Consider the following 23,900-nt stretch of genomic DNA (forward strand, 5'->3'; position numbering starts at 1 on the left):
TCCCGCGCCGCTCGCACGCCCCTGGACCCTGATCCCGCGCCGCTTCCACGCCCCCTGAACGCCGAGACCCGCGAGCAGCGTGATGCTGTCGCGGGTCGGCTTCGTGAACGAAGAGCGGTGTGAGCGGTGTCAGCGGTTGATCTCCTTGCGGGAGATCCGGCGGAGCCGGCGCCGCTGACTGGGGTCGAGGGCGAGGTAGGCGACGGCGGGTACGCCGAGCACCACCAGCAGGGACAGCCAGAATCCGATGAGGGGCATCAGGAGGAGGCCGACGGCCACTCCCCCGATGACGACCTTCGTCCGTGTCGACATGTGCGACGCCTCCTTCTCACGCTGCCGAGCGCAGCGGCTCGCCGACCTCGTGCAGATGTCCGAGCGCCTGTCGGTAGGACTCGACGAAACCGGTCTCTGTGTAGGGGATACCCACCGTACGGCAGTGCGCACGCACGGCGGGCTGGGCCAGTCGCAGATGCGGGCGCGGCATGCTCGGGAAGAGATGGTGCTCGATCTGGTAGTTCAGTCCGCCGAGGAACCAGTCGGTCAGGAACCCGCCCCTGATGTTGCGCGAGGTGAGCACCTGGCGGCGCAGGTGGCCCCAGCTGTCGCCGTCGGGGTGGGCGTCGGGCGTCTCCATGCCCTTGTGGTTGGGGGCGAAGGCCATCCCGAGGTGGAGGCCGAGCAGCATCTGGTGGATCAGGGCGAAGAGGAGGGCCTGGACGGGCGTGAGGGTGGCCAGCAGGAGAGCCGCGTAGCCGGCGACGTGGGCGAGGAGGAGGGCGCCTTCGACGAGCCGCTCGCGCCGGGTCCGGAAGGGCCCGTCCTTGGAGAACAGCGCCTGGAATCCGTACACCTTGAGCGCGATGCCCTCCAGGGTGGTCAGCGGGAAGAAGAGCCAGGCCTGGTGGCGGGTGAGCCAGCGGCGGAATCCGGTGCGGTCGGTGGTCTGATGCTGGGCGAAGACGAGGATGTCGGCCGCGACGTCCGGGTCCTTGTCGAGGTGGTTGGGGTTGGCGTGGTGACGGTTGTGCTTGTCGTTCCACCACTCCTGGCTCATCCCGAGGAGGAGGTTGGCGTGGACGAGCTGGATGATGCGGTTCCAGCGCCGGTCCGCGCATATCTGGGCGTGGCCCGCGTCGTGACCGACGAAGGCCACGCGCGCGGAGAGCAGCGCGAGCGGTACGGCGAGGAGGAGGGCCCACCAGGAGGGGCCGAGCAGGACCAGACCGGTAGCCACGGCGGCGAGTCCCAGGAAGTTGACCGCCATACCGCGCGCGTACCAGCCGGTCCTCCGCTCCAGGAGTCCCTGGTCCTTGATGGTGCGCAGCAGCGGCCCGAACTCGCTGCCGCCGCCGCGCCGGGCGGCGGTGGGCGGGGTGGCGGTACGCGGGTCGGCGGGACCCGCGGGGGCGGCGCTCCGATCGGGCTCCGTGAGCGTTGCGGTGGCCTGGGGCATGGCGGTCTCCGGGGTCCGTGGGCGGGGTCCCGGGCGCGTACCGCCCGGACTCCCTCGAACCTACGGACCGGTGATCCTCCGCAACCATGACGTCACCCCCCGAGATTCCAGGGGGATTCCCCGGGGGCGGGGGTAGGGCTGGCTCCACCCCCGGTGCGGCGCCGGGCCGTCGGCGATCGGAACGTGATCCAGGTCACCGCGATTCCGCTCACGGGTGGGCCGGGCGTTCCTGTACCCTCGGCCGCTCGGCCCAGTAGTCAAATTTGAGGAATGTGTTGTCGCCGTCCCTGAGACTCGATGAACTCGTCCGTTGTTCCACCGTTTTCCTGCCCGCCGACCCGCCGCGCGCCGGGCGCATCGCCTTCTGGTCCCCCGAGCACCTCCCGGCGACGGCCGACCGGCTGACCGTGGTGGCCGACGACGTACACCCTCGGGAGGTTCCGGCCGTGCTCGTACCCGTACGGGACGCCCTGCCGCTCCTCACCCGCGCCCGGTTCTCGGACGTGGCCTCGCCCGCGGCCGCGTTCTGGGGCGCCGCCGCCCTCTTCGCCCTGCACCTGGCGGCGAAGGGGCTCCTGCTGCCCGGCCTCACGCCCACCGACCGCGACGCCTGGCGCGCCGGGCCGCTGGGCGCCGAGGAGTTGGCCGACCTCCGGTCCCTGGCGGCCTCGATGCCGCCGACCGCCCATGCCGTACCGCTCTCCGCCGACAGGCCCCTGCTCCTCCCCGAGCCGGAGGGGCTGCTGCGCGCCTTCGTCGACGCGGTCGTGGACGGGCTGCCGCGTACCCCGGCCGCCCCCCTGGCCGCCGGCGGGCCCGCCTTCGCGGCCGACGAGCCCCAGGAACTGCCCGCGCAGCGGGCGTGGGCGGCGGACGTGGCGGCCGGTCACGACGCCGGCGTACGGCTCTCCCTGCGCCTTGAGCTGCCCGGTCTGAGCGAGCGGGCGGCCCCGGCCTTCCGCGCCGTGCTCCAGATGCACAGCGTCGCCGACCCGACGCTGGTCGCGGACGCGGCGGAGGTCTGGGCCGGCTCGGGCCCGGCGGCCGCGGCCTTCGGGCCCCGCGCCCGGATGGACGCCCTGCTCGCGCTGCGCCGCGCCGCGCGCGCCTGGGCCCCGCTGGCGCCGCTGCTCTCGGCGGCCGTCCCGGACGCGGTCGAGCTGGCCGACGACGAGGTCACGGACCTGCTCGGCCCGGCGGCCCGTGCGCTCGCCGCGACGGGCGTCCAGATCCACTGGCCGCGCGACCTGGCCCACGGGCTGACGGCGAGCGCCGTGATCGGCCCGGTGGGCGGCGACAACGCCGAACCCACGCGCGACACCGACGCTCAGGGCACCGGCTCCGTTGCGGACGGGGACCCCGGACGGCGGTCGTCCGCGCTGCCCTCCTTCCTCTCCGCCGACGCCCTCCTCGCCTTCAACTGGCGCTTCGCCATCGGCGACCAGGACCTCACCCGCGCCGAGCTGGACCAGCTCGCCGAGTCCGCTCGCCCTGTCGTCCGACTGCGCGACCAGTGGGTCCTCGTCGACCCCGCCGAGGTCCGCCGCGCCCGCGCGTCCCAGGACCGCAAGGTCACCCCGGTCGACGCGCTCGGAGCCGTACTCACCGGGACGGCCGACGTGGACGGCACGCGCGTCGAGGTCCGGGCGTCGGGCTGGCTGGAGCAGTTGCGCGCCCGCCTCGCCGACCCGGAGGGCGGCCCGCAGGAGGTTCCCCAGCCCGCCGCACTCGCCGCGACGCTCCGCGACTACCAGCTGCGCGGGCTTAACTGGCTGCACCGGATGACCTCGCTCGGACTCGGCGGCTGTCTCGCCGACGACATGGGTCTGGGCAAGACCATCACGCTCATCGCCCTCCATCTGCACCGGCAGAGCGACCCGTCGGCCGCCGGTCCCACCCTCGTCGTCTGCCCGACCTCGCTGATGGGCAACTGGCAGCGGGAGATCGAGAAGTTCGCGCCCGGCACTCCCGTACGCCGCTTCCACGGCCCGTCGCGCAGCCTGGAGGGTCTTGCCGACGGCGAGTTCGTCCTCACGACGTACGGCACGATGCGGCTCGACACCGACCGGCTGGCCGAGCGGACCTGGGGCATGGTCGTCGCCGACGAGGCCCAGCACGTCAAGAACCCGTACTCGGCCACCGCCAGGCAGCTCCGCACCCTCGGCGCCAAGGCGCGCGTCGCCCTGTCGGGCACCCCGGTCGAGAACAACCTCTCCGAGCTGTGGGCCATCCTCGACTGGACGACCCCCGGTCTCCTCGGCCGGCTCGGCACGTTCAGGACCCGCTACGCCTCGGCCGTCGAGGGCGGCGAGGATCCGGCGGCCGCCGAGCGCCTGGCCGCCCTCGTCCGCCCGTTCCTGCTGCGCCGCCGCAAGTCCGACCCGGGCATCGCGCCCGAGCTGCCGCCGAAGACCGAGACCGACCGCGCCGTCTCTCTCACCGAGGAGCAGGCGGGGCTCTACGAGGCGGTGGTGCGCGAGACCCTCGCTGCGATCGCCGAGGCGGACGGGATGGAGCGGCGCGGTCTGGTCGTGAAGCTGCTGACCGGGCTCAAGCAGATCTGCAACCACCCGGCGCAGTACCTCAAGGAGGAACGGCCCCGTATCGCGGGCCGTTCCGGCAAGCTGGAACTGCTCGACGAGCTGCTCGACACGATCCTCGCCGAGGACGCGAGCGTGCTGGTCTTCACCCAGTACGTCCAGATGGCGCGGCTGTTGGAGAGCCATCTGGCGGCGCGGGGCGTGCGCACGCAGTTCCTGCACGGCGGCACGCCGGTCGCCGAGCGCGAGCGGATGGTCGCGCGCTTCCAGAGCGGTGAGGTGCCGGTCTTCCTGCTGTCGCTGAAGGCGGCGGGCACGGGCCTCAACCTGACCCGGGCCGGACACGTCGTGCACTACGACCGCTGGTGGAACCCGGCCGTGGAGGCCCAGGCCACCGACCGCGCCTACCGGATCGGGCAGACCCAGCCGGTGCAGGTCCACCGGCTGATCGCCGAGGGGACGGTGGAGGACCGGATCGCGGACATGCTGCTGCGCAAGCGCGCGCTGGCCGACTCGGTGCTCGGTACGGGCGAGGCGGCGCTGACCGAACTGACCGACGCCGAGCTGGCGGACCTCGTGAGCCTGCGCGGGAACGGGGACGGTGGCGGGACCGGGGACGGAAGCGGAATCGGGAGCGGGACCGGAATCGGCAAGGGCAAGGGCAACGGCAACGGGGAGGACGGTCGATGAGCGACTACGGATTCGGCTACGAGCACGAGCACGACCGCGGTGACGCCCACGGCGGCCGCCACCACCGTCCCGACGAGGAGCGGACGTTCGCCGCGCTGCCGCCCGCCCCGGGCTCGGCCTTCGCCCGCACCTGGTGGGGCCGCGCCTGGCTCAAGGCCCTGGAGGACACGGCGCTCGACGGCCAGCAGGTCAAGCAGGGGCGCAGGCAGGCACGCGCCGGCGCGGTGGGCACGGTGTCGGTGCGGCCGGGACGGATCACGGCGGTCGTCAAGGACCGTGACGGTTCCTCGTACCGCAGCGATGTCCTCCTCCAGGAGCTCTCGGAGGAGGACTGGGACCGGCTGCTCGACCTGGCCGTGGAGAGCGCCGGGCACATCGCGGCGCTGCTCGACCACGAGATGCCGCCGCACCTGGTGGAGGACGCTGCGGCGGCCGGGCTCGAACTCCTGCCGGGCATCGGCGACCTGGACCCCGAGTGCGGCTGCGAGGCGTGGGACCACTGCCCTCACACGACCGCCCTCTGCTACCAGGTGGCACGGCTGCTGGACGAGGACCCGTTCGTGCTGCTCCTGATGCGGGGGCGCGGTGAGCGGGCGCTGGTGGACGCGTTGCAGGAGCGCAGCGCGGCGCGGGCGGCGACGGGATCGGAGACGGGCCCGAGCACTCGCCGGTCCGCCGCGGGCGTACCGGCCGAGGAGGCGTTCGCCGCGCGGGACATCCTGCCGCCGCTGCCCGCTCCTCCGGCGCTTCCGTCCGCCCCGGGCGAGCCGCCTTCGCTGGACACCGAGACCGAGCCGGCGCCGGGGCTCGACCCGGCCGCGCTTGAGTTCCTCGCGGCGGACGCGGCCGCCCGTGCCCACCGGCTGCTGGCCGAGGCGCTCGCGCCGTCCGGCCATGAGCGCCCCTGGCCGGAACCGTTGTTGACGCCCGCTCAGGACGCCGTGCGGATGGCGGCCACGGGGACTCCGCCGTCCTGGGTCGCGACGCGGCTCGCGGAGGGAGCGGGGCGGCGCCGGACGGACCTCGGCGCGGCCACGCGCGCGTGGCGCTTCGGGGGCGCTGCCGCCCTTTCCGTACTGGACGAGGACTGGACCCCGGGTCCCGAAGCGCTGGCCCGCGCGAAGACGGTGCTCGCGGAGGCCTGGGAGGAGGCCGAGCGGCCGGCTCTGCGGCAGTCGGGGGCGGCGCGCTGGACGGTGGTGGGCGCGGACGCGCAGCTGCGCGTCGGCGAGGACGGCCGCTGGTGGCCCTTCCGTAAGGAGCGCGGCTCCTGGGTTCCGGCGGGCCCCGCCGACCAGGACCCCGCCGCCGCGCTCGCGAGCCTTGCGGCGCGGGAGGACTGACGGCGCCTGCACCTCCGGGACGGGCGTCAGCGCAGGCGGGCCGTGAGCGGGCGGGCGGCCTTGCCGGGGGCGGCGTGCGCGGTGAGGCTGCAGGCCACGGTGTCGGCGCCGAGGAGGTAGCCGGAGCGGTACGGGTACTGGACGAAGGTGGTCCAGCGGGTACCGCGCGGCTGGGCCGCGGCCTTGCGGCGGAGCGGCTCGCGACACAGGGCCGCCGCCGCGTCCCCGATCTGCCGGTCGGTGCGGTGCTCGCCGGTCAGGCGGACCACGGCGACGAGCTGGGCGTCGTGCGGCCTGTCGCACCCTCGCCGTACGACGGAGCCGGCGGCGGCCCGGTCGATGTCGAAGCACTCCCCCGGCTTGAGGCGGTGGTACGGGAGGACGGCGGCGGTCCCGTCCGTTCCGCCCTGCGCGGCGAGCTGGTCACCGGCGGCCGGCGCACCCGCGGCGGTCGCGCCGACGGTCGCGCCGGCCCGCTGCCGCGCGGTCGCGTCCCACCGGCTCTGGCCCTCCTGGCGGAGGGCGAAGGCGAGGGCAGCGACCAGGACGAGGATCGGCACGATGAGGTAGCGGGCCGGCGAAGGCGAAGCGATCGACGGCGATTTCTCGCCGGAGAACGGGGACATGGTGACCAGGGTCACCCGAGACGCCTCAACAGGGTTGGTTCGACGCCGAGTTGAAGCACGGCCCGTACAGAACTGTGACACTTCCCGCTCCTGTACGGGCCGTTCGAAACCCCTCGCCTTGCTAGGAGGCGACGCCCCGCCTACAGACCGAGCTGACGTTCGGCGCCCTCGACCGTCTGGGCGAGGAGCACGGCGATCGTCATCGGGCCGACACCGCCGGGTACGGGGGTGATGAGGGAGGCCCGCTCGGCGGCGGTGTCGAAGTCGACGTCACCGACGTTGCCCGGGTTGTAGCCCGCGTCGATCACGACGGCGCCGGGCTTGATGTCCTCGCCCCGGATGAACCGGGGCTTGCCGACGGCCGCAACGAGGATGTCCGCCTCGCGGACGACCTCGGACAGTTCGGTGGTGCGCGAGTGGCAGTACGTGACGGTGGCGTCGCGGCCGAGGAGCAGCAGACCGGCGGGCTTGCCGAGGATCGCGGAGCGGCCGACGACGACGGCGCGCTTGCCGCGCGGATCGACGTCGTACGCGTCGAGCAGCCGCATGATGCCGCCGGGCGTGCAGGAGACGAAGCCGGGCAGCCCGAAGCCCATGGCGGCGAACGAGGCCATGGTGACTCCGTCGACGTCCTTGGCCGGATCGATCGCCTCGAAGGCGGCCCGCTCGTCGATGTGGGGGCCGACCGGGTGCTGGAGCAGGATGCCGTGGACGTCGGGGTCCTGGGAGAGCGCGGTGATCGCGGCGACGAGTTCCTCGGTCGTCGTCTCGGCGGGCAGCTCGACGTGCTTGGAGCGGATTCCGGCCTTCGCGCAGCGGTTCTGCTTCATCTTCACGTACGTCACGGAGGCGGGGTCCGCCCCGACGAGCACCGTGGCGAGGCAGGGCGTGACGCCGGTGCGGCGGGTGATCTCGGCGGCGCGGGCTGCGGTCTCCTCGACCGTACGGCGAGCGAGGGCGGTGCCGTCCATGAGGGAGGCGGTACTGGTGGACATGGGCCACTCCTGGGCGTCGTCGAGGACAGGGTGATCGCCCAGGCGCACGGCAGCGTCGGATCCGCGCGGGTGCACGGGGTCCGCGGGGCCGCTCCCCGGTGGTGATCCACCTCAAGCGCCAGTCACGGCCCGAGCCTCACTCTACGCGAGGCCTGGGCAGGGCCCCAGGGCGGTGTTCGGACAGGGCGCATATGCCGGGGTGTCCGGACGCTTGTCGGCGACCTCGGCGAGCACGACGATGACGGCAACAAGGCACACCTGGAAGCCTGGGACCTCGACGTGGAGGCCGAGTTGAGCGATGCATGGCCGGCGGCGGAGCCGGACGCCGGGGCGCTTCGGCGGGCGCACGAGGTGTTCACCGGCGGCAGCGGCGGCCAGGTCCCCCTCCCGCCGGTGCGGCCGCTTGTCGCGGAGTCGTGGCGGCGCTCGGCGCGGGCCCGGGTGAGTCCGGACGGCGCGGCCTGTGTGGAGCTGGCGGACGACGAGCTCGCCGACCACCGCGCGGGGCATCCGCTGTCCGCCGCCATGCCGGTGATCCGGGAGCTGATGGGAACGTACGCGGCGGACGGCGAGCACCTCCTGGCGGTCTGCGACGCGTCGGGCCGGATGCTGTGGGTGGAGGGCCATCCGGGGACGCTGCGGCGGGCGCGGGCGATGAACTTCGTCGCCGGGGCCCGCTGGTCGGAGTCGGCGGCCGGGACGAACGCTCCGGGGACCGCGATCGCGGTGGACCGCCCGGTGCAGGTGTTCAGCGCCGAGCACTTCCAGCGGCCGGTGCAGGCGTGGACCTGCGCCGCCGCTCCCGTACACGATCCGCACACCGGGCGGCTGCTCGGCGCCGTCGACATCACCGGCGGGGACGGCCTCGCGCACCCGCACAGTCTGGCGTTCGTCCAGGCCGTGGCGCGGGCGGCGGAGTCGCAGTTGGCCCTGCTGGCGCCGCCGCGCACCACGGACCGGATACGGCTGACCGCGCTCGGCCGGGACGAGGCGCTGCTCACCGTGGCGGGCCGCCGGCTGCGGCTGAGCCGGCGCCACAGCGAGATCCTGGTGGTCCTGGCCCATCGCCCGGAGGGGGTGGGCGGCGACGAACTCCTCACGCTCCTGTACGAGGACGAGTCGGTGACCCCGGTCACGCTGCGGGCGGAGCTGTCCCGGTTGCGCGGGCTCCTGGGGCCGGAGGCGCTGCGCTCGCGCCCGTATCGGTTGGCGGCCGAGGTCGACGCGGACTTCGCGACGGTGGACCGGCGCCTCGGCTCGGGTGCGGTGTCGGCGGCGCTCGCCGACTACGCGGGGCCGCTGCTGCCGGCGTCCCGCGCCCCCGGGGTCGTACGGCTGCGGGAGCGGCTCGCGGGCAGGCTGCGGGCCTCGCTGGTGGACCGGGGCGACGCGGCGTTGCTCGCGGACTGGACGTACAGCGCGTGGGGCGAGGACGACGTGGAGATGTGGCGGGCGCTCGCCGAGGTGGTGCCGGCTTCGGGCAGGCCTCCAGTACTGGCCCGGCTGCGCGCCCTGGACGAGGAACTGTCGGCGGGCGCAACGGGGTTGCAACGTAGGGCTCCGCAGACTCGGCGGTGAGCGCCGGCCAGGGACGGCCGGCGCGGTCCGAGGGAGGCCATGTCCATGACCCGTTACGCCGCACCCGGTACCGAGGGCGCGCTCATGTCGTACCTGCCGCGCTACGACCACTGGATCGGCGGTGAGTACGTGGCCCCGGCGCGGGGCCAGTACTTCGAGAACCCGAGCCCGGTCGACGGCCGCCCCTTCACCGAGGTCGCCCGCGGCACCGCGGAGGACGTGGAGCGGGCCCTCGACGCGGCGCACGCGGCGGCTCCGGCGTGGGGTCGTACGGCGCCGAACGAGCGGTCGAACGTCCTTCTCAGGATCGCCGACCGGATGGAGGCGAAGCTGGCGGAGCTGGCGGTCGCCGAGAGCTGGGAGAACGGCAAGCCGGTCCGGGAGACGCTCGCCGCCGACATCCCGCTGGCGATCGACCACTTCCGCTACTTCGCGGGGGCGTTGCGCGGCCAGGAGGGCGCGCTGAGCGAGATCGACGACGACACGGTGGCGTACCACTTCCACGAGCCGCTGGGGGTCGTCGGGCTGATCATCCCGTGGAACTTCCCGATCCTCATGGCGGTATGGAAGCTGGCGCCCGCGCTCGCGGCGGGCAACGCGGTGGTCCTCAAGCCGGCCGAACAGACCCCGGTGTCCGTGCACTTCTGGATGAGCCTGATCGCCGATCTGCTGCCGCCGGGCGTGGTCAACATCGTCAACGGTTTCGGAGAGGAGGCGGGCAAGCCGCTGGCGTCCTCGCCGCGGGTGGCGAAGATCGCGTTCACGGGCGAGACGGCAACGGGGCGGCTGATCATGGGGTACGCCTCCGAGAACCTCAAGCCGGTCACGCTGGAGCTGGGCGGCAAGTCCCCGAACATCTTCTTCGACGACGTGTGGGCGTCGGACGACGACTTCCGGGACAAGGCGCTGGAGGGCTTCACGATGTTCGCCCTGAACCAGGGCGAGGTCTGCACCTGCCCGTCGAGGGCCCTGATCCAGCGCGGCCACTACAGCGAGTTCCTGGAGGCGGCGGTCGCCCGCACGGAGCGGATCGTCCCGGGTAACCCGCTGGACACCGACACGATGATCGGCGCCCAGGCCTCCGACGACCAGCTGCGGAAGATTCTGTCGTACCTGGAGATCGGCCAGCAGGAGGGCGCGAAGATCCTCACGGGCGGTCAGCGCATCGAGTACGACGGCGAGTTGGCGGGCGGCTACTACGTCCAGCCGACCATCTTCGAAGGCGACAACCGCATGCGGATCTTCCAGGAGGAGATCTTCGGCCCGGTCGTCGCGGTCACCTCCTTCACGGACTTCGACGACGCGATCCGCACGGCGAACGACACCCTCTACGGCCTCGGCGCGGGCGTCTGGACCCGCGACACCAACACGGCGTACCGCGCGGGCCGCGCGATCCAGGCGGGCCGCGTCTGGACGAACTGCTACCACGCCTACCCCGCCCACGCCGCCTTCGGCGGCTACAAGCAGTCGGGCATCGGCCGCGAGACCCACAAGATGATGCTGGACCACTACCAGCAGACGAAGAACCTGCTGGTGAGCTACTCGCCGAAGAAGCTGGGCTTCTTCTAGCGGAACGGAAGAAGGCGCCTGACCCGGGGTTTCCCGGGTCAGGCGCCTTCTTGGAGCGCCCGGACCTCGGGGAAGACGGGAGAGATGCCCAGTGACGGGGCGATGGCCGACCAGATCGTCGACTGGGCCGTGGGTAGGTCGACATGTGGGTCGGTGAGCATCACGCGAATGCCCAGGCCGTCACAGAGCGCCAGGATCAGAGTGCTGATCGCGGCGACATCGCAGGGGGCGAACTCGCCCGACGCGACACCGCGTTCCACCGCGCCGCCGACCCAGGCATGGAGCTGGTCGTACAGGTCGACGGCGAGGTGCCGGGCTGCGTCGTCGCGCTGTGCGCGCACCCACAGTTCCTGCCACAGTTTCCAGTCCTGGCGCAGCTCCTCGTCGGTGGGCAGCATGGTGCGCACGATGCGCGCGAGCAGGACGCCGGCCGGCACGTCGGCGTCCCCGCCGTCAAGGTCCGTGCCGGTCTGCGCGAACGAATGCGTCATCGCCTCGGTGAAGAGCTTCTCGCGGGTGTCGAAGTGGTAGTGGAGCAGCGCCTTCGACACCCCCGCGTGCTCGGCGACCTTGCGCATGCTGACGTTCTCGAACCCGATGTCCGCGATCACCTCGCACGCGGCCTTGAGGATCCGCTCCCGTGTCTCGAGTGCGCGCTCGGCCTTGGTCACGTTGGCAACTCCCGCTTTCGGTCTCGGTCCACGTCCCGGACCATCATCCCTGCCCATCCTGCCCCGACCGGCGCCCCGGGTACGGGTGGAAGCCCCGACCTGTCTTCCGACCGAGCCGCCCCGCTTCCACCATCCGAGCCAGCAGCGGCGGCGGGGCGTACAACGGCTCGCGGTACTCCGCGTACATCGACCGGGCGATGGCCTGCACCGTGTCCAGACCGATCAGGTCGGCCAGGGCGAGCGGGCCGAGTGGATGGGCGCAGCCCAAGGTCATGGCCCGGTCGATGTCCTCGGCCGACGCCGTACCGGACTCGGCCATCCGCACCGCTGCCAGCAGGTACGGCACGAGCAGGGCGTTGACGACGAACCCTGCCCGGTCCCGGGCGTGCACGACCTCTTTGCCGAGGACCTCGGCGGCGAAGGCGCCCGCGCGCCGGACGGTGTCCTCTCCGGTGAGCAGCGAGGGCACCAGTTCCACCAGCGGCAGCCGCGGCACCGGGTTGAAGAAGTGCAGACCGATGACCTGGGACGGCCGCGAGGTGGCGGCCGCCAGCCTGATGACGGGCAGGGACGAGGTGTTGGTCGCCAGGACGGCGTCCCGGCGCTCCACGACGGCGTCGAGCCGGGCAAAGACCTCGGTCTTCGCCCGCTCGTCCTCCGCCACCGCCTCGACGACCAGATCGCGGTCGGCGAGCCGCGCCATGTCGGTGGTCACCGCGATCCGGCCGGCCGCGGCCCGACGCTCGGCCACGGCCAGCCGGCCGGCCGCCTCAGCCCGTTCCAGCGAGCGGGTGATCCGCCGCAGTCCGGCTTCCACGGCCGCCGGTCCGGTCTCCACCACCACGACGTCGCGTCCGGCGCGGGCGCAGACCTCGGCGATGCCGGAGCCCATGAGCCCGCAGCCCACGACCCCCACCCGGGCGAGGTCGCTCACGGGGTCGCCGGCAGCTGCAGGACACCCGTCCCGCGCTTGACGAGTTCGCCCGCGACGATGAGTCGCTGGATCTCGGAGGTGCCCTCCCAGATCCGGTCGACGCGCAGCTCTCGGTAGAGACGCTCGACGGGGTACGAGCGGTCGTAGCCGCGCCCGCCGAAGATCTGCAGGCACCGGTCGACCACCCGACCGGACGCCTCGCTCGCCGCGAGCTTGGCGATCGCGGCCTTCGCGTGCAGGGTCTTGCGGTCGGTTCGACCCTCGCCGACCTCCCAGGCGACCTGGTGGGTGTACGCGCGGTTCACGGCGATGTCGACGGCCGAGTCGGCGAGCATCCCCTGGATCAGCTGGAAGTCGGCGATACGGGAGCCGAACTGACGGCGTCCGACGGCCCAGTCACGGGCGAGCTCCAGGGCCCGCTCGGCCGCCCCGATCGTGCGGGCGGCGATCATCAGCCGCTCCTCGGAGAACCAGGAGCGGGTGAGGTCGTAGCCGTTGCCGACGCCGCCGAGCACCGCGTCCTCAGGCAGGCGTACGTCGGTGAAGGTGAACTCGGGGTGCTCGTAGACGAAGGTGTGCATCCAGCGGGGCACCCGGGTCATCTCGATGCCCGGGGTGTCCTTGTCCACGAGGAACAGCGTCGGCGCCCGCTCCTCCCCCGCAGCAGCAAGCACAATCATGAAGTCGGCGTGGTCGCCCACGGTGACGAACCACTTCTCGCCGTTCAGCACCCAGCCGTCGGCGGTCCGGGTCGCGGTGGTGTGCAGGTTCTGCGGGTCGGAGCCGGCTTCGGGCTCGCTGACCGCGTAGCAGTCGCGCCGGCGCCCGCGGATCACGGGCACGAGGTACCGCTCGCGCTGTTCTGGCGTGCAGTGCGAGAGGGCGTTGGCGGGCCGCCACACCATGTCCCACAGTGCGCCGGTGAGCCGGCCCAGTTCCTCCTGGACGACGACCTGCTCAGGAACGGTGAGTCCGGCACCGCCCCACTCGGCCGGCATGTTGACGGCCTGGAGGCCGCTGTCGAGGACGGCGTCGCGGATCTCGGCGTGGGCCTGTGGCGGCAGACCGTTGTTCTCCTCGCAGTCGAGCTCGTACTTCATGATGAAGTCGGTGAGGTCACGCGCCGATTCCTTGAGCTCCTGCTGGCGTGCGGTGAGACGGAAGTCCATGGGGTGCTTGTCCTCTCGGTGGTGGGTGTGGGTGCCGGGGCAGGGCCGTGGGCTCAGCGCGGCAGGGCCAGCGCCCCGGTGCCGCGCTTGATCAGCTCGTTGGCGATGATCAGCCGTTGGATCTCCGATGTGCCTTCCCAGATCCGGTCGACGCGCAGCTCTCGGTACATGCGCTCGACCGGGTACGAGCGGTCGTAGCCGCGCCCGCCGAAGATCTGCAGGCACCTGTCGACCACCCGACCGGCGGCCTCGCTCGCCGCGAGCTTCGCCGTGGAGGCCTTGGCGTGCAGGGTCTTGCGGTCGGTCTGAGGCTGGTCGGCCTCCCAGGCGATCTGGTGGGTGTAGGCGCGGTTGACGGCGATGTCGACGGCGCAGTCGGCGAGCATCCCCTGGATCAGCTGGAAATCGGCGATACGGGAGCCGAACTGACGGCGTCCGACGGCCCAGTCACGGGCCAGTTCCAAGGCCCTCTCGGCGGCGCCGACGGTCCGGGCGGCGATCATCAGCCGCTCGTCGGTGAACCACTCCTTCGTCAGCTCGTAGCCGTTGCCGACGCCGCCGAGCACGTCCTCGTCGGGTACGAAGACGTCGGTGAACCGGAACTCGGGGTGCCCGTTCACCGCTGAGTGCATGAAACGGGGGACCCGCGTCATCTCGACACCGGGGGCCTGCTTGTCGACGAAGAACAGCGTCGCCGCGCGGTCCGGCCCGGCATCGGCCTGCACCAGCAGGAAGTCGGCGATGTCGCCGCAGGTGACGAACCACTTCTCACCGTTCAGAAGCCAGCCGCCCGCCGTGCGGGTCGCGGTGCTCGTGCCCGATCCGGGGTCGGATCCGGCCCCGGGCTCGGTGACGGCGAAGGCGTCGAAGCGCTCGCCGCGAATCACCGGCAGCAGATACTTCTCGCGTTGTGCCTCGGTGCCGTACGCGAGGACGTTGGCGGGCCGCCAGGGAATGTCCCACAGGCAGTTGGTGACCTTGCCGAACTCCTCCTCGACGATCACCTGGTCCAGCAGGGAGAGTCCTGCGCCGCCCCACTCGGCGGGCATGTTGATGGCGTAGACGCCGGCTTCGATCGCGGCCCGGGTCAGCTCCCGCACGGTGTCGGCGGGCAGCGGGCCGCCCGCTTCCTCGGACTGCTCCTCGTACCGCATCAGGAGCCGCGTGTAGGCCGCGGCGCGCGCCTTGAGCTCGGTCTGCTCGGGGGTGTAGCGGAAGTCCATGGTGTGGGTCTCCTCCAGGGCGAGAGGGGTGTGCGGGACGGTGTGCAGAGAGGTATGCGGGGGTGTACGGGAAGGCCTCACCGGGGCCTCGTGGGGAGGGTTGGGGGTCAGCCGAGGACGGCTCGCGCGTCCAGCGCGAGGGCGCCGTCCGGGCGTACCAGCAGCGGGTTGACCTCCAGCTCGGCGATCTCCGGGTGGGCCGCGGCGGCTTGGGTGATGCGGGCGACGACAGCGGCGGCCGCCGTCACGTCCACGGCGGGACGGCCCCGCACGCCGTCGAGCAGGGGGGCGGTCCGCAGCCCCCGCAGCAGCTTCTCGGCGAAATCGGCGGCCACCGGCGCGAGGGCGAAGGCCACGTCGCACAGGGTCTCGGTGAGCACCCCGCCGAGGCCGACCATCGCCACCGGGCCGAACCGGGGGTCGCGTTGGACGCCGACGATCAGTTCGACACCGTCCGAGAGGTCCGCCATGGCCTCGACCGAGTACGACGGGGCGCCGAGGCGGGCGTGCATCCGCCGGTACGCGGCCAGCAGCGCGTCCCGGTCGGCGAGCCGCAGCGCCACCCCGCCGGCGTCGGACTTGTGGAGGAGGTGGAGAGCCTTGAGGACGTACGGTCCTTCGAACGAGGCGGCAGCGGCGAGCAGCCCGGCCTCGTCGGTGATCTCCCGGGCCGGCGGAAAGGGCACTCCGGCGGCGGCCAGCAGCGCCCGCACACCGTGGTACGAGGGATCCCCCAGTGGTGGCCCGGCGGGCGGCGGCGCGGCCACCCCGGTCGGAGCGCCCGCCGCGCGGCCGGTCAGCGCGGCGAGGGCACGGGCCGCGTCCTCGGTGGCGGCGAACACCGGGACCCCGGCCTCCGCGAGCGCCCGGCAGCTGGGCGACTCCGGGTACATGGACTGCACGACCAGCGGCTTCGGTGTGGCGGCGAGGTGTCCGGCGATCTCCTTCGCGGCCCGCTGCTCGCCCTCGGCGAGGACGGAGCCGCCGGCGGGCCCGCCGCCCAGGCCGCCTTCGGAGGCGGCGTACCCCCCGAAGTAGCCCGTCATCAGGACGGCGTCCACCTCGTCGGCGGCCAGCAGTTCGCGGACGGTGTCGGCGTACGAGAGGGGACGCTGCTCCCCCATCCCGGCGAGGTCGACCGGGTTGCGGACGGCGGACTGCTCCCACAGCACGCTCCGCAGCCGGTCCTGGGCCGGGGCGCCGAGCTCGGGCACGTCGAGCCCGGCGTCCTCGGCAGCGTCGGCGGCGACCGCGCCGTGGCCGCCGCCGTCCGTGAGGACGGCGGTCCGCCGGCCGGTCGTGCGCCGCCCGCCGGCCAGGGCGGCGAGCACCACGGTCATCTCCCGTGGGGTACGGACGAGTTCGACACCCGCGTCGCGGCATGCCGCGGCCACCACGTCGGCCGAGGTGGTCAGTGCCCCCGTGTGCGACTGGGCGCTGCGGGCCGAGGCGGTGCCGCGGCCGGCGGTGAGGAGGACCACGGGCTTGCCGGCCTCGGCGGCGGCGCGGGCGAAGGCCCGGCCGTCGCCGAAGTCCTCGGCGTACACGGCGATCACCGAGGTGGGCTCGTGGCGGGCGCAGTCCTCGACGAGGTCGACGAGGGTGACGTCGGCCTGGTTGCCGAGCGAGACGAAGCGGGAGAAGCCGAGGTCGTGCGGGGCGCCGCGCAGCTGGAGTTCGAGGGCCAGGTTGCCGCTCTGGCTGAGCAGGGCGACATGGCCGGGCGTGAACCGGTCCGAAGCCAGGTACAGCTCGGTGGTGTTGTCCGCGATGCCCAGGCAGTTGGGGCCGACGAGCACGGCTCCGGCGGCCCGGACCCGCTCGGCGACGACCCGCTGGCGGGCGAGACCGGCGGGGCCGGCCTCGGCGAAACCGGCGGTGATGGCGACGATCGCCTTCGCCCCGCAGGCGAGGGCGTCGTCGACGGCCGCCTCGAAGCCGGTGCCGGGCACGGAGATCACCACCAGGTCGACCGGCTCGCCGATCTCGCCGAGGGAGGTGGCCGCCGTCCGGCCGAGTACGGTGCCGCCGCGCCGGTTCACGAGGTGGACGGGCCGCCGGTCGGGCGCGCGGAGGGCCTGGGCGGCCACCGCATGGCCGTACTTCGCCGGGTCGTCGCTGGCGCCGACCACGGCGACGGATCCGGGGTCGAAGAGCGAGGTCAGGTCACGCGTCATCTCATCCCTCCACGCGCAGGGCAGAGTTGGGGCAGCTCTCCGCGCAGGCGCGGGCGCGGTCCTCGGCAGCGGGCGGCACGTCGACGGCGACGACCTTCGCGTAGCCCCATTCGTCGAGCTCGACGAGTTCGGGGGTGTTCTCCTGGCAGAGGCCGTAGCCGTTGCACAGCGTGGCGTCCAGCAGCAGTTTCATGACGTTCCTTCCAGTACGGCAGCCATGGGCTCGGCGGATGTGGGGCCGGATCCGGTCGGCGCGGGTGGTCCCACGGCCGGTACCGGCACGCTCAGGCGGGTCAGGCGGTGCGGGTCCCGCCCGGGGGCGTCGGCGCGGCATACCGGGCAGGGCTCGTCGAGATGGGCCCGGACCTGTGCCGGAAAGACGCGCAGCAGGCTTCCGGCGAGGCCGGCGGCGGCGTCAAGGAGCCCGCACGCACCCCGCCCGGGCAATCCTCGCGCCCATCGGTGCAGCCGCTCGGCAGTGTCGGGTTCGGCGGATCCGGAGGCGAGGCGGTCCAGAGCGTCACTGATCGCGGCCGAGCCCGACACGCAGACGCCACACTGGCGTGCGCTCTCGGCCGCGAGGTAACCGACCGCGTCGGCGGCGGCGCCCACCGGGCAGACGTCGGTGGTGAGGAAGCGGATGGCTCCGCAGCCGAGCGCCGTGCCCGCGGCGGCGAGAGCGCCGGGTTCGAGGGGCAGGTCCAGGGCGCGGGCGTCGACGAGCCCGCCGAAGAGACCGCCCATCAGGGCGCCGGTCGAGGCCGGGGTGCCGTGGGCGGCGGCAAGGGTACTCAGGGGGACCCCGTACGGCGCCTCGGTGAGCACAGGTGCGACGCTGCCGCCCGAGAGGGTGACCAGGGTGGAGCGCGCGATCGGCTCGCGCAGGTCGGGCCGGGCGGCGACGAGCGCGATCCGGGCGAGTGTCTCGACATTGGCGACCAGCGTCGGCGCGCCCCGGACTCCCCGCTCGAAGGGGCGGGGCGGTTTGGCGGTCGGCAGGGCCGGCCCGCCGTCGATCCGGCGGACGACCGCGGTCTCCTCGCCGGCGACATAGGCGGCGGCGGTCTCGACGACCTCGACGGGCAGCGACGGTACGCGTTCGGCGAGGGCCCGGCGGACGCTGCGGGCCGCCTCCGGGTCGGAGAGGTAGACGTAGCCGTGTTCGGCGCCGGTCACCGCGGCGGCGTGGACGAGGCCGTCGAGGACCAGGTGCGGGCGGGCCCGCAGCAGCCAGCGGTCCTTGACCGAACCGGGCTCGCCCTCTTCCCCGTTGGCCACCACGACCGGAGTGCCGGCACCTGCCGCGCGCTCGCCGCGCGTCCCGCTCCCCCGGCCGCGTCGCCCGTGCTCGCGGACGGTACGGAGCTTGACGGCGGCCGGGAATCCGGCGCCGCCGCGGCCGCGCAGGTCGCAGGCGTCGAGGTGATGCAGCAGCTCGTCGGGGGTGACGGCGGCGGCGTAGCCACCGGTGGCCTCGTACGCCTCGGCGTTCTCCGTCGCGTACGGCGTCGCGCCCAGCACAGAACCCGGCGCGGGGGCGGTCGGGTGACGGATGACGGTCGAGGGGCGGCTGATGGCCGGGGGGTGACTCGGGGGCGAGGGGAGGCTGTGGGTCATCTGCCGTCTCCTGTACGGGCGGTGGGGGCGGGTTCGGCGGTACGGGACCGGGTGCGCAGGAGTCGCAGCGCGCCTTCGAGCGCGGCGCGGTCCCCTGCGGTGCGGCCGTATCCCGCTCCTGGCAGGCCGATGAGCATGCGGTGGTGGTCGAGGATCACCTCGGCGGCCAGCAGCGCGGCCGCGGTCGAGGCGTCCGTGTCCGCGTCGGCTCTCGTGTCCGCGTCGGCTCTCGTGTCCGCGTCCGCGTTCATGCCCGCGTGGCTGTCTCCGCCGCCCTGCTCTTCGAGCCGGAGGGCCAGGGCCGTCACGAGCGCGGTGGCTTCGGCGAGGTAGCGCAACCAGCTGTGCCGGCTGCCCCTCAGAACCAGGCGTTCCACCCGGCGCCGCTCGACGGCCGCGAGTTCGGCCCGGCCCGGCGGCGGGTGGTGCGCCGTGCCGAGGGAGGCGCGCAGCGTGGCGACGGCTGCGGGCAGCTCCCGCTCCGGTTCGGGGGTGAGCCCGAGCCAGTCCAGATGCCGACGACCACTCATACGTGCCTCCGGAAGGGAAGGGGTGCGGGTGCGGTGACCGTCGGCCGCCGGCCCGGCAGCCGAGTGGGGTGTTCGAGCCACAGGCTCGTCCGCGGTCTCGGCCGAGGGGGAATCGGAGGAGGAAAGCGAGGGAGGTGCGTGTCGGGGCAGGTGCCAGGGCACGCCGGGCTGCTTCCGGCGCGAGGCCGTGGGCCGCACCCACCAGATGACGAGAAAATACGCAGGTCAGAGGCAGTGCGGCGGGAGAGCAGCAACAGGAACACGTTTGCTGACCGATCGGTCAGGCAATAACCAAGCTAGCTGACCGATCGGTCAGCGTACAAGTCTTGACCCAGCGGAATTCAGCCACCACGCTGGCTGTCCAATCGGTCAGCCCGGTCCCGGCACCCGCCCCGGCCCGCTGCCCGCATCCGGTTCGCACGACATCGACGCCCGACACCGATCGCCGCCCCGCGGTACGAGGAGTCACCGATGCACCCCAGAGCCCCCGCACCCGGCGCACTCACCGCGCACGAGGCGCCCACCGCACCCGACACGGCCGCCAGGGACCTCCCCGCTCCCGCGCTGGCGGCCCGCCACTACACCGATCCCGCCGTCGCCGCCGCCGAGACCCGCCAGATCTTCGCCAGGTCCTGGCAGCTCGTGTGCCACGAGTCCGACCTGCCCGGCCCCGGGGCCCGGCTCGCCGCCACCGTCGCCGACCGGGAGGTCCTGGTCGTCCGCACCGAGGACGGCGGCATCGCCGCCCACCTCAACGTCTGCCGCCATCGCGGAACCCGCCTGGTCACCGCCCCCGAACCGGCCGGCAAGGCGATCCGCTGCCCGTACCACGGCTGGACCTACCGCCTCGACGGCAGCCTGGTCGGCGCCCCCGAGGCCCGGCAGATCCCCTGCCTCGACAAGCCCCGCCTCGGCCTGTTCCCGGCCCGGGTCGAATCCTTCCTCGGCTTCGTCTTCGTCAACCTCGACCCGAACGCCGTACCGCTCGCCGAGAGCTGCGCGGGGCTCGCCGAGGCCGTCGGCCACTACGCCGGGGCGGACCTGGTGCCGGTCGGCCGGGACCGGATCCACGACCTGGCCCGCGCCGAGGTCCAGGAGGCCAACTGGAAGGTCGCGGTCGACAACTACCTGGAGGGGTACCACGTACCCGTCGCCCACCCCGGCCTGATGCGCCTGCTCGACTACCAGGGCTACGGCTGCGAGATCCACGACTCCTACGTCCTGTTCACCTCGCCCCTGCGCGACAAGCCGTCCTCCAACTGGACCGAGCGGCTCTACCAGCGCGTCGCCGCGCCCATGCCCGGCCTCACCGACGCCGACCGCAGGGTCTGGCGGTACGCCGTGATCTACCCCAACACCCTCATCGACTTCTACCCGGACCATGTGCTCGCGTGGACCGCCGTGCCGGCCGCGGTCGACAAGGTGGCCGTCCCCGGCGCCTTCTACACCCGCCGCGGCACCGGGCTGCGCACCCGACTCGCCCGGCGACTGAACATGCACATCGGCTGGATCACCAACGACGAGGACACCGAGCTGGTCGCCCGTGTCCAACGCGGTCTGTCCACCCCGGGGTTCGAACCCGGACCGCTGTCCCGGCGCGAGCTCGCGGTCGGCTGGTTCGCCGACCGCGTCCGTGCCGACCTGGCGGACCCCGCAGAGCTCTCGGACCCCGCCGACCCCACGGAGGCCGCACCGGACCCCGACCCCGGCTCCGGCCCGCCCGGCCGGTGAGCGGCACCGCCCCGTCGCCGTAGCGCCGTACCACCGCATCGCCTTACCGCCCCGGCCTCATCGCCGTACCTCCGTCCCCCGCCCGTGCCCCGAACCCGTCCGCACACCCCCGTACGCGCTCAGCCGAACGCCTCACGCGTCGACGCACCGAACGTTCGCCCGCCGTCCCCCAGCGGCCCCTACGGAGAGGACCCCATGTCCCCCGAGGCACCTTCCCTGTCCCGCCGCTCGCTGCTCCGCGCCGGTGCCACCGCCGCCCTCGGTCTGACGGCGGCCGGCTGCGGATTCTCCTCCGCCTCCGACGACGCCGGCCGGTCGGCCGCCGAGTCCCCCATCGACGTCAAGGTCGACGGCGACCTCGTCTACTTCAACTGGGCCGACTTCGTCGACCCGGCCGTCTTCGCCGGCTTCTCCAAGGAGTACGGGGTCAAGGTCGTCCAGTCGAACTACGACTCCATGGAAGGCATGGCCGCCAAACTCAACGCGGGCAACCGCTACGACATCATCTTCCCCACGGCGAAGTGGGCCGAGCGCCTCTCCCGAGGGGGCCGGCTGCGCCGCATCGACCACGGGCGTCTGAGCAACGCCGAGGCCGTGTTCGGCGCCTACGACTACTTCGCCGACCCGTGGTACGACCCCCGCTCCGCTCACACCGTCCCCTTCACCATGTACAAGACCGGCATAGGTTGGCGCCGGGACCGGCTCGGCGACCTCACCGGCTCCTGGGACGATCTGTGGAACGACCGAGCCAAGGGCAAGGTCTTCGTCCTCGACGACCGCGACGAGGTACTGGCCGTCGGCGCGCTCAAACTCGGCCTGCCCCTCACCACCGACCGGCCGGGCGACCTCGACCGCGTCACCGACACCCTGCGCACCCTGCGCCCTCGACTGCGCGGCTTCTCCAGCGACAGCTACAACAACCTGCTCAACGGCAACGCCGACATGACCCAGGCGTGGAGCGGGGACATGGCCGCGATGCTCGCCCAGGCGAAGGACCCGTCCGTGTTCGGTTTCGAGACCGCCCGCGAGGGGGCCCCGGTCAACTCCGACTGCTACGCCATCCCCGCCGACGCACCGCACCCCGGCACGGCCATGCTCTTCATCGACTACATGCTCCGGCCCGAGAACGTGAAGCGGAACATCGAGTACATCGGCTACCCGATGCCGGTGCGCGGCACGGAGGACACCTACGCCGCGCTCGTGGAGCCCTTCCCCCAGTGCCAAGTGACCGCGGCCGACCTCAGGGACGACATGTTCTTCCGCAACGGCACGGCAACGGGCGAGAAGGCACGCGACGCCGCCTGGACCGACGTGAAGGCGGGCTGACATGGCGGACACCGCACGTACCCCACGTACCGTCAGAAAGCCGGTAAAAGAACGTCTGTGGACCTGGCTGATGCTGCCCGGCACGCTCTGGATGACCGTCTTCCTCGTCGCCTCCCTGATCCTGGTGGCCACCCTCGCGTTCGGCACCACCGACCCGCTCGGCAACCCGCGCTTCGGCTTCGTCCTCGACAACTTCACGGCCCTGGCCGACCCCGCCTACCGCACGGTCCTGCTCCGTTCGCTGGGCTACGCCCTGGTCACCTGCGCCGTCTGTCTGGTCATCGCCTACCCCGTCGCGTACGCCATCGCGACCAGGGGCGGCCGGTACAAGAACCTGCTGATCGCGGCGATCGTCGTCCCGTTCTTCGCCAACTACCTGGTGCGGATGTACGGCTGGTCCGTCGTCCTGTCCGACGACGGACCGCTGCTGAGGGCACTGCGGGCGATCGGGCTCGCCGACGGGGGGACCCGGATCCTGCAGACCGGCGCGGGCGTCGTCGCCGGTCTCGTCTACGGCTTCGTCGTCTTCATGATCATCCCGCTGTACGCGGCCATGGAGCGCATGGACACCTCACTCATCGAGGCGGGCCGCGACTTGTACGCCGGTCCGCTGCGGACGTTCCTGTTCGTCACCGTCCCGGCCACCCGGCAGGGCGCGGCCGCCGGCTGTGTCCTCGTCCTGCTGCCCGCCATGGGCGACTTCGTCAGTGCCCAGCTCATGGGAGGCCCCGACCAGATCATGATCGGCAACCTGATCCAGGACAAGTTCTTCCAGGGGCAGAACTGGCCGCTCGGCTCCGCCCTCACCATGCTGCTGATGGCCGTCCTCCTCCTCGGCATGCTCGGCTACCTGCGGCGCACCCGCAAGGACGAGGCGGAGGCGGTCCGATGAGAGCCGCCCGCGGGCGCCGCCGCGGCGCCGAACGCCGTCCCCGGTTCGCCATCGCCGTCACCGCCGTCTTCTTCGCGCTGCTCTACGTCCCCATCGGCGTCGTCGTCCTGTTCTCCTTCAACTCGCAGAAGTCCCTGACCGTCTTCGACGACGTCAGCCTGCGCTGGTACGGAGCGTTCCTCCGCGACGACATGCTGCTGGACTCGCTCGACATGAGCCTGCGGGTCTCCCTCGTCGCCATGATCGGCTCGGTGTTGCTGGGCGTCGCCCTCGCGCTCGGCCTGGTCCGCGGCCGCAACCGACTCGGCTCCTTCGCCGGACTGGTGATGCTCGTCCCGCTCATCACCCCGGAGATCGTCACCGGCGTGGCCGCGATGCTCCTGTTCAAGGGCCTCGGCATCACCCTGTCCACGACGACGGTGATGCTCGCCGAGATCACCTTCTCCATCTCGTATGTGACGGTGATCCTGCGCTCCCGTGTCGCCGCCCTGAACCCGGAGATCGAGGAGGCGGCCATGGACCTGGGGGCCACGCGCCGGCAGGCCGTACGGCTGGTGACGCTGCCCGCGCTGCTCCCCGGCATCCTCGCCTCCGCCGTCCTCGTCTTCGCCCTGGTCTTCGACGACTTCGTCCTCGCCTACTTCACCACCGGCGTCGATCCGCAACCTCTGTCGGTCCGGATCTACTCGGCGATCCGGTTCGGGGTCCAGCCCACCATCAACGCCGTCGGCACGCTGATGCTGGCCGGCTCCGTCGCACTCATCGCCCTCGCCCTCGCCATCCCGCGCCTGTTCGGCCGGCGCGGCGGCCTCGACCTGCTCTCCGGGAAGTAACGC

Annotated in this window: 20 protein-coding genes and 1 riboswitch; of the genes, 8 read left to right on the top strand and 12 right to left on the bottom strand. The window is 72.9% G+C overall.

Annotated features, from left to right (window positions below):
- Nucleotides 1-129 precede the first annotated feature (129 nt).
- Together ACWCO8_RS19110 and ACWCO8_RS19115 are read right to left on the bottom strand one after the other, a co-directional pair.
- Nucleotides 130-312: a hypothetical protein gene (locus tag ACWCO8_RS19110; RefSeq protein WP_362009004.1), complete on the bottom strand. Its 183-nt coding sequence runs from the start codon at nucleotides 310-312 to the stop codon at nucleotides 130-132.
- A gap of 16 nt (nucleotides 313-328) precedes the next feature.
- Nucleotides 329-1,453 carry a fatty acid desaturase family protein gene (locus tag ACWCO8_RS19115; protein ID WP_451033195.1) on the bottom strand — a complete coding sequence of 375 codons (1,125 nt, stop codon included), beginning with the start codon at nucleotides 1,451-1,453 and terminating at the stop codon, nucleotides 329-331.
- Between the two features lie 275 nt (nucleotides 1,454-1,728).
- Here ACWCO8_RS19115 and ACWCO8_RS19120 point away from each other — a divergent pair, with 275 nt between their 5' ends.
- On the top strand, nucleotides 1,729-4,683 hold the full coding sequence (locus tag ACWCO8_RS19120) for a DEAD/DEAH box helicase (protein ID WP_451033196.1): 2,955 nt from the start codon (nucleotides 1,729-1,731) through the stop codon (nucleotides 4,681-4,683).
- Complete coding sequence (locus tag ACWCO8_RS19125; RefSeq protein ID WP_451033197.1) at nucleotides 4,680-6,026, top strand: SWIM zinc finger family protein; 1,347 nt, start codon at nucleotides 4,680-4,682, stop codon at nucleotides 6,024-6,026. Before ACWCO8_RS19120 ends, ACWCO8_RS19125 begins: the two co-directional genes overlap by 4 nt.
- Nucleotides 6,027-6,052: 26 nt before the next feature.
- Here the strand turns inward: ACWCO8_RS19125 and ACWCO8_RS19130 are convergent, their stop codons facing one another.
- Nucleotides 6,053-6,652: a hypothetical protein gene (locus tag ACWCO8_RS19130; protein WP_451033198.1), complete on the bottom strand. Its 600-nt coding sequence runs from the start codon at nucleotides 6,650-6,652 to the stop codon at nucleotides 6,053-6,055.
- 140 nt (nucleotides 6,653-6,792) lie between these two features.
- Nucleotides 6,793-7,647 carry a bifunctional 5,10-methylenetetrahydrofolate dehydrogenase/5,10-methenyltetrahydrofolate cyclohydrolase gene (locus ACWCO8_RS19135; protein WP_362009018.1) on the bottom strand — a complete coding sequence of 285 codons (855 nt, stop codon included), beginning with the start codon at nucleotides 7,645-7,647 and terminating at the stop codon, nucleotides 6,793-6,795.
- A 29-nt stretch (nucleotides 7,648-7,676) separates the two neighbouring features.
- Nucleotides 7,677-7,783: riboswitch (ZMP/ZTP riboswitch) on the bottom strand.
- A gap of 155 nt (nucleotides 7,784-7,938) precedes the next feature.
- On the opposite strand from ACWCO8_RS19135, the gene ACWCO8_RS19140 reads away from it, so the two are divergent.
- Both ACWCO8_RS19140 and exaC read left to right on the top strand, forming a co-directional pair.
- On the top strand, nucleotides 7,939-9,225 hold the full coding sequence (locus ACWCO8_RS19140) for a GAF domain-containing protein (protein WP_451033199.1): 1,287 nt from the start codon (nucleotides 7,939-7,941) through the stop codon (nucleotides 9,223-9,225).
- Nucleotides 9,226-9,270: 45 nt separating this feature from the next.
- Nucleotides 9,271-10,794, top strand: coding sequence for an acetaldehyde dehydrogenase ExaC (exaC, locus tag ACWCO8_RS19145; protein WP_451033200.1), 1,524 nt, complete (start codon nucleotides 9,271-9,273; stop codon nucleotides 10,792-10,794).
- Between the two features lie 38 nt (nucleotides 10,795-10,832).
- Here exaC and ACWCO8_RS19150 read toward each other — a convergent pair whose 3' ends face one another.
- From ACWCO8_RS19150 to ACWCO8_RS19185, 8 genes are all read right to left on the bottom strand, one after another.
- Nucleotides 10,833-11,465, bottom strand: a complete 633-nt coding sequence (locus ACWCO8_RS19150) for a TetR/AcrR family transcriptional regulator (RefSeq protein ID WP_451033201.1) — start codon at nucleotides 11,463-11,465, stop codon at nucleotides 10,833-10,835.
- A gap of 43 nt (nucleotides 11,466-11,508) precedes the next feature.
- Nucleotides 11,509-12,399, bottom strand: coding sequence for a 3-hydroxybutyryl-CoA dehydrogenase (locus ACWCO8_RS19155; protein WP_451033202.1), 891 nt, complete (start codon nucleotides 12,397-12,399; stop codon nucleotides 11,509-11,511).
- Nucleotides 12,396-13,568, bottom strand: coding sequence for an acyl-CoA dehydrogenase family protein (locus ACWCO8_RS19160; protein WP_362009201.1), 1,173 nt, complete (start codon nucleotides 13,566-13,568; stop codon nucleotides 12,396-12,398). Before ACWCO8_RS19160 ends, ACWCO8_RS19155 begins: the two co-directional genes overlap by 4 nt.
- Before the next feature lie 53 nt (nucleotides 13,569-13,621).
- Complete coding sequence (locus tag ACWCO8_RS19165) at nucleotides 13,622-14,791, bottom strand: acyl-CoA dehydrogenase family protein (protein WP_451033203.1); 1,170 nt, start codon at nucleotides 14,789-14,791, stop codon at nucleotides 13,622-13,624.
- 107 nt (nucleotides 14,792-14,898) lie between these two features.
- The gene (locus ACWCO8_RS19170) at nucleotides 14,899-16,968 is read right to left on the bottom strand and encodes an acetate--CoA ligase family protein (protein WP_451033204.1); all 2,070 of its coding nucleotides are present in this window, start codon (nucleotides 16,966-16,968) and stop codon (nucleotides 14,899-14,901) included.
- Nucleotide 16,969: 1 nt separating this feature from the next.
- The gene (locus ACWCO8_RS19175; RefSeq protein ID WP_362009209.1) at nucleotides 16,970-17,161 is read right to left on the bottom strand and encodes a ferredoxin; all 192 of its coding nucleotides are present in this window, start codon (nucleotides 17,159-17,161) and stop codon (nucleotides 16,970-16,972) included.
- Nucleotides 17,158-18,585, bottom strand: a complete 1,428-nt coding sequence (locus ACWCO8_RS19180; RefSeq protein ID WP_451033205.1) for an NADH-ubiquinone oxidoreductase-F iron-sulfur binding region domain-containing protein — start codon at nucleotides 18,583-18,585, stop codon at nucleotides 17,158-17,160. Before ACWCO8_RS19180 ends, ACWCO8_RS19175 begins: the two co-directional genes overlap by 4 nt.
- The gene (locus tag ACWCO8_RS19185; RefSeq protein ID WP_451033206.1) at nucleotides 18,582-19,115 is read right to left on the bottom strand and encodes a hypothetical protein; all 534 of its coding nucleotides are present in this window, start codon (nucleotides 19,113-19,115) and stop codon (nucleotides 18,582-18,584) included. Before ACWCO8_RS19185 ends, ACWCO8_RS19180 begins: the two co-directional genes overlap by 4 nt.
- A gap of 471 nt (nucleotides 19,116-19,586) precedes the next feature.
- Between ACWCO8_RS19185 and ACWCO8_RS19190 the strand changes: the two genes are divergently transcribed.
- The 4 genes from ACWCO8_RS19190 (at nucleotide 19,587) to ACWCO8_RS19205 (ending at nucleotide 23,897) form a co-directional block, all read left to right on the top strand.
- Nucleotides 19,587-20,846, top strand: coding sequence for an aromatic ring-hydroxylating oxygenase subunit alpha (locus ACWCO8_RS19190; RefSeq protein WP_451033207.1), 1,260 nt, complete (start codon nucleotides 19,587-19,589; stop codon nucleotides 20,844-20,846).
- Between the two features lie 195 nt (nucleotides 20,847-21,041).
- The gene (locus ACWCO8_RS19195) at nucleotides 21,042-22,172 is read left to right on the top strand and encodes a polyamine ABC transporter substrate-binding protein (protein ID WP_451033208.1); all 1,131 of its coding nucleotides are present in this window, start codon (nucleotides 21,042-21,044) and stop codon (nucleotides 22,170-22,172) included.
- Nucleotide 22,173: 1 nt separating this feature from the next.
- Complete coding sequence (locus tag ACWCO8_RS19200) at nucleotides 22,174-23,064, top strand: ABC transporter permease (RefSeq protein ID WP_451033209.1); 891 nt, start codon at nucleotides 22,174-22,176, stop codon at nucleotides 23,062-23,064.
- On the top strand, nucleotides 23,061-23,897 hold the full coding sequence (locus ACWCO8_RS19205) for an ABC transporter permease (RefSeq protein ID WP_451033210.1): 837 nt from the start codon (nucleotides 23,061-23,063) through the stop codon (nucleotides 23,895-23,897). Before ACWCO8_RS19200 ends, ACWCO8_RS19205 begins: the two co-directional genes overlap by 4 nt.
- Nucleotides 23,898-23,900: the final 3 nt, after the last annotated feature.

It is taken from the genome of Streptomyces sp. NPDC001927 (assembly GCF_053594455.1).

Excerpts from the sequence above, each read along its gene's own strand:
- ACWCO8_RS19185 (WP_451033206.1), bottom strand. The coding sequence starts at position 19,115 with ATGAGTGGTCGTCGGCATCTGGACTGGCTCGGGCTCACCCCCGAACCG.
- ACWCO8_RS19115 (WP_451033195.1), bottom strand. The coding sequence starts at position 1,453 with ATGCCCCAGGCCACCGCAACGCTCACGGAGCCCGATCGGAGCGCCGCC.
- exaC (WP_451033200.1), top strand. The coding sequence starts at position 9,271 with ATGACCCGTTACGCCGCACCCGGTACCGAGGGCGCGCTCATGTCGTAC.
- ACWCO8_RS19175 (WP_362009209.1), bottom strand. The coding sequence starts at position 17,161 with ATGAAACTGCTGCTGGACGCCACGCTGTGCAACGGCTACGGCCTCTGC.
- ACWCO8_RS19125 (WP_451033197.1), top strand. The coding sequence starts at position 4,680 with ATGAGCGACTACGGATTCGGCTACGAGCACGAGCACGACCGCGGTGAC.
- ACWCO8_RS19205 (WP_451033210.1), top strand. The coding sequence starts at position 23,061 with ATGAGAGCCGCCCGCGGGCGCCGCCGCGGCGCCGAACGCCGTCCCCGG.
- ACWCO8_RS19160 (WP_362009201.1), bottom strand. The coding sequence starts at position 13,568 with ATGGACTTCCGTCTCACCGCACGCCAGCAGGAGCTCAAGGAATCGGCG.
- ACWCO8_RS19165 (WP_451033203.1), bottom strand. The coding sequence starts at position 14,791 with ATGGACTTCCGCTACACCCCCGAGCAGACCGAGCTCAAGGCGCGCGCC.
- ACWCO8_RS19135 (WP_362009018.1), bottom strand. The coding sequence starts at position 7,647 with ATGTCCACCAGTACCGCCTCCCTCATGGACGGCACCGCCCTCGCTCGC.
- ACWCO8_RS19110 (WP_362009004.1), bottom strand. The coding sequence starts at position 312 with ATGTCGACACGGACGAAGGTCGTCATCGGGGGAGTGGCCGTCGGCCTC.
- ACWCO8_RS19130 (WP_451033198.1), bottom strand. The coding sequence starts at position 6,652 with ATGTCCCCGTTCTCCGGCGAGAAATCGCCGTCGATCGCTTCGCCTTCG.
- ACWCO8_RS19190 (WP_451033207.1), top strand. The coding sequence starts at position 19,587 with ATGCACCCCAGAGCCCCCGCACCCGGCGCACTCACCGCGCACGAGGCG.
- ACWCO8_RS19195 (WP_451033208.1), top strand. The coding sequence starts at position 21,042 with ATGTCCCCCGAGGCACCTTCCCTGTCCCGCCGCTCGCTGCTCCGCGCC.
- ACWCO8_RS19180 (WP_451033205.1), bottom strand. The coding sequence starts at position 18,585 with ATGACCCACAGCCTCCCCTCGCCCCCGAGTCACCCCCCGGCCATCAGC.
- ACWCO8_RS19170 (WP_451033204.1), bottom strand. The coding sequence starts at position 16,968 with ATGACGCGTGACCTGACCTCGCTCTTCGACCCCGGATCCGTCGCCGTG.
- ACWCO8_RS19200 (WP_451033209.1), top strand. The coding sequence starts at position 22,174 with ATGGCGGACACCGCACGTACCCCACGTACCGTCAGAAAGCCGGTAAAA.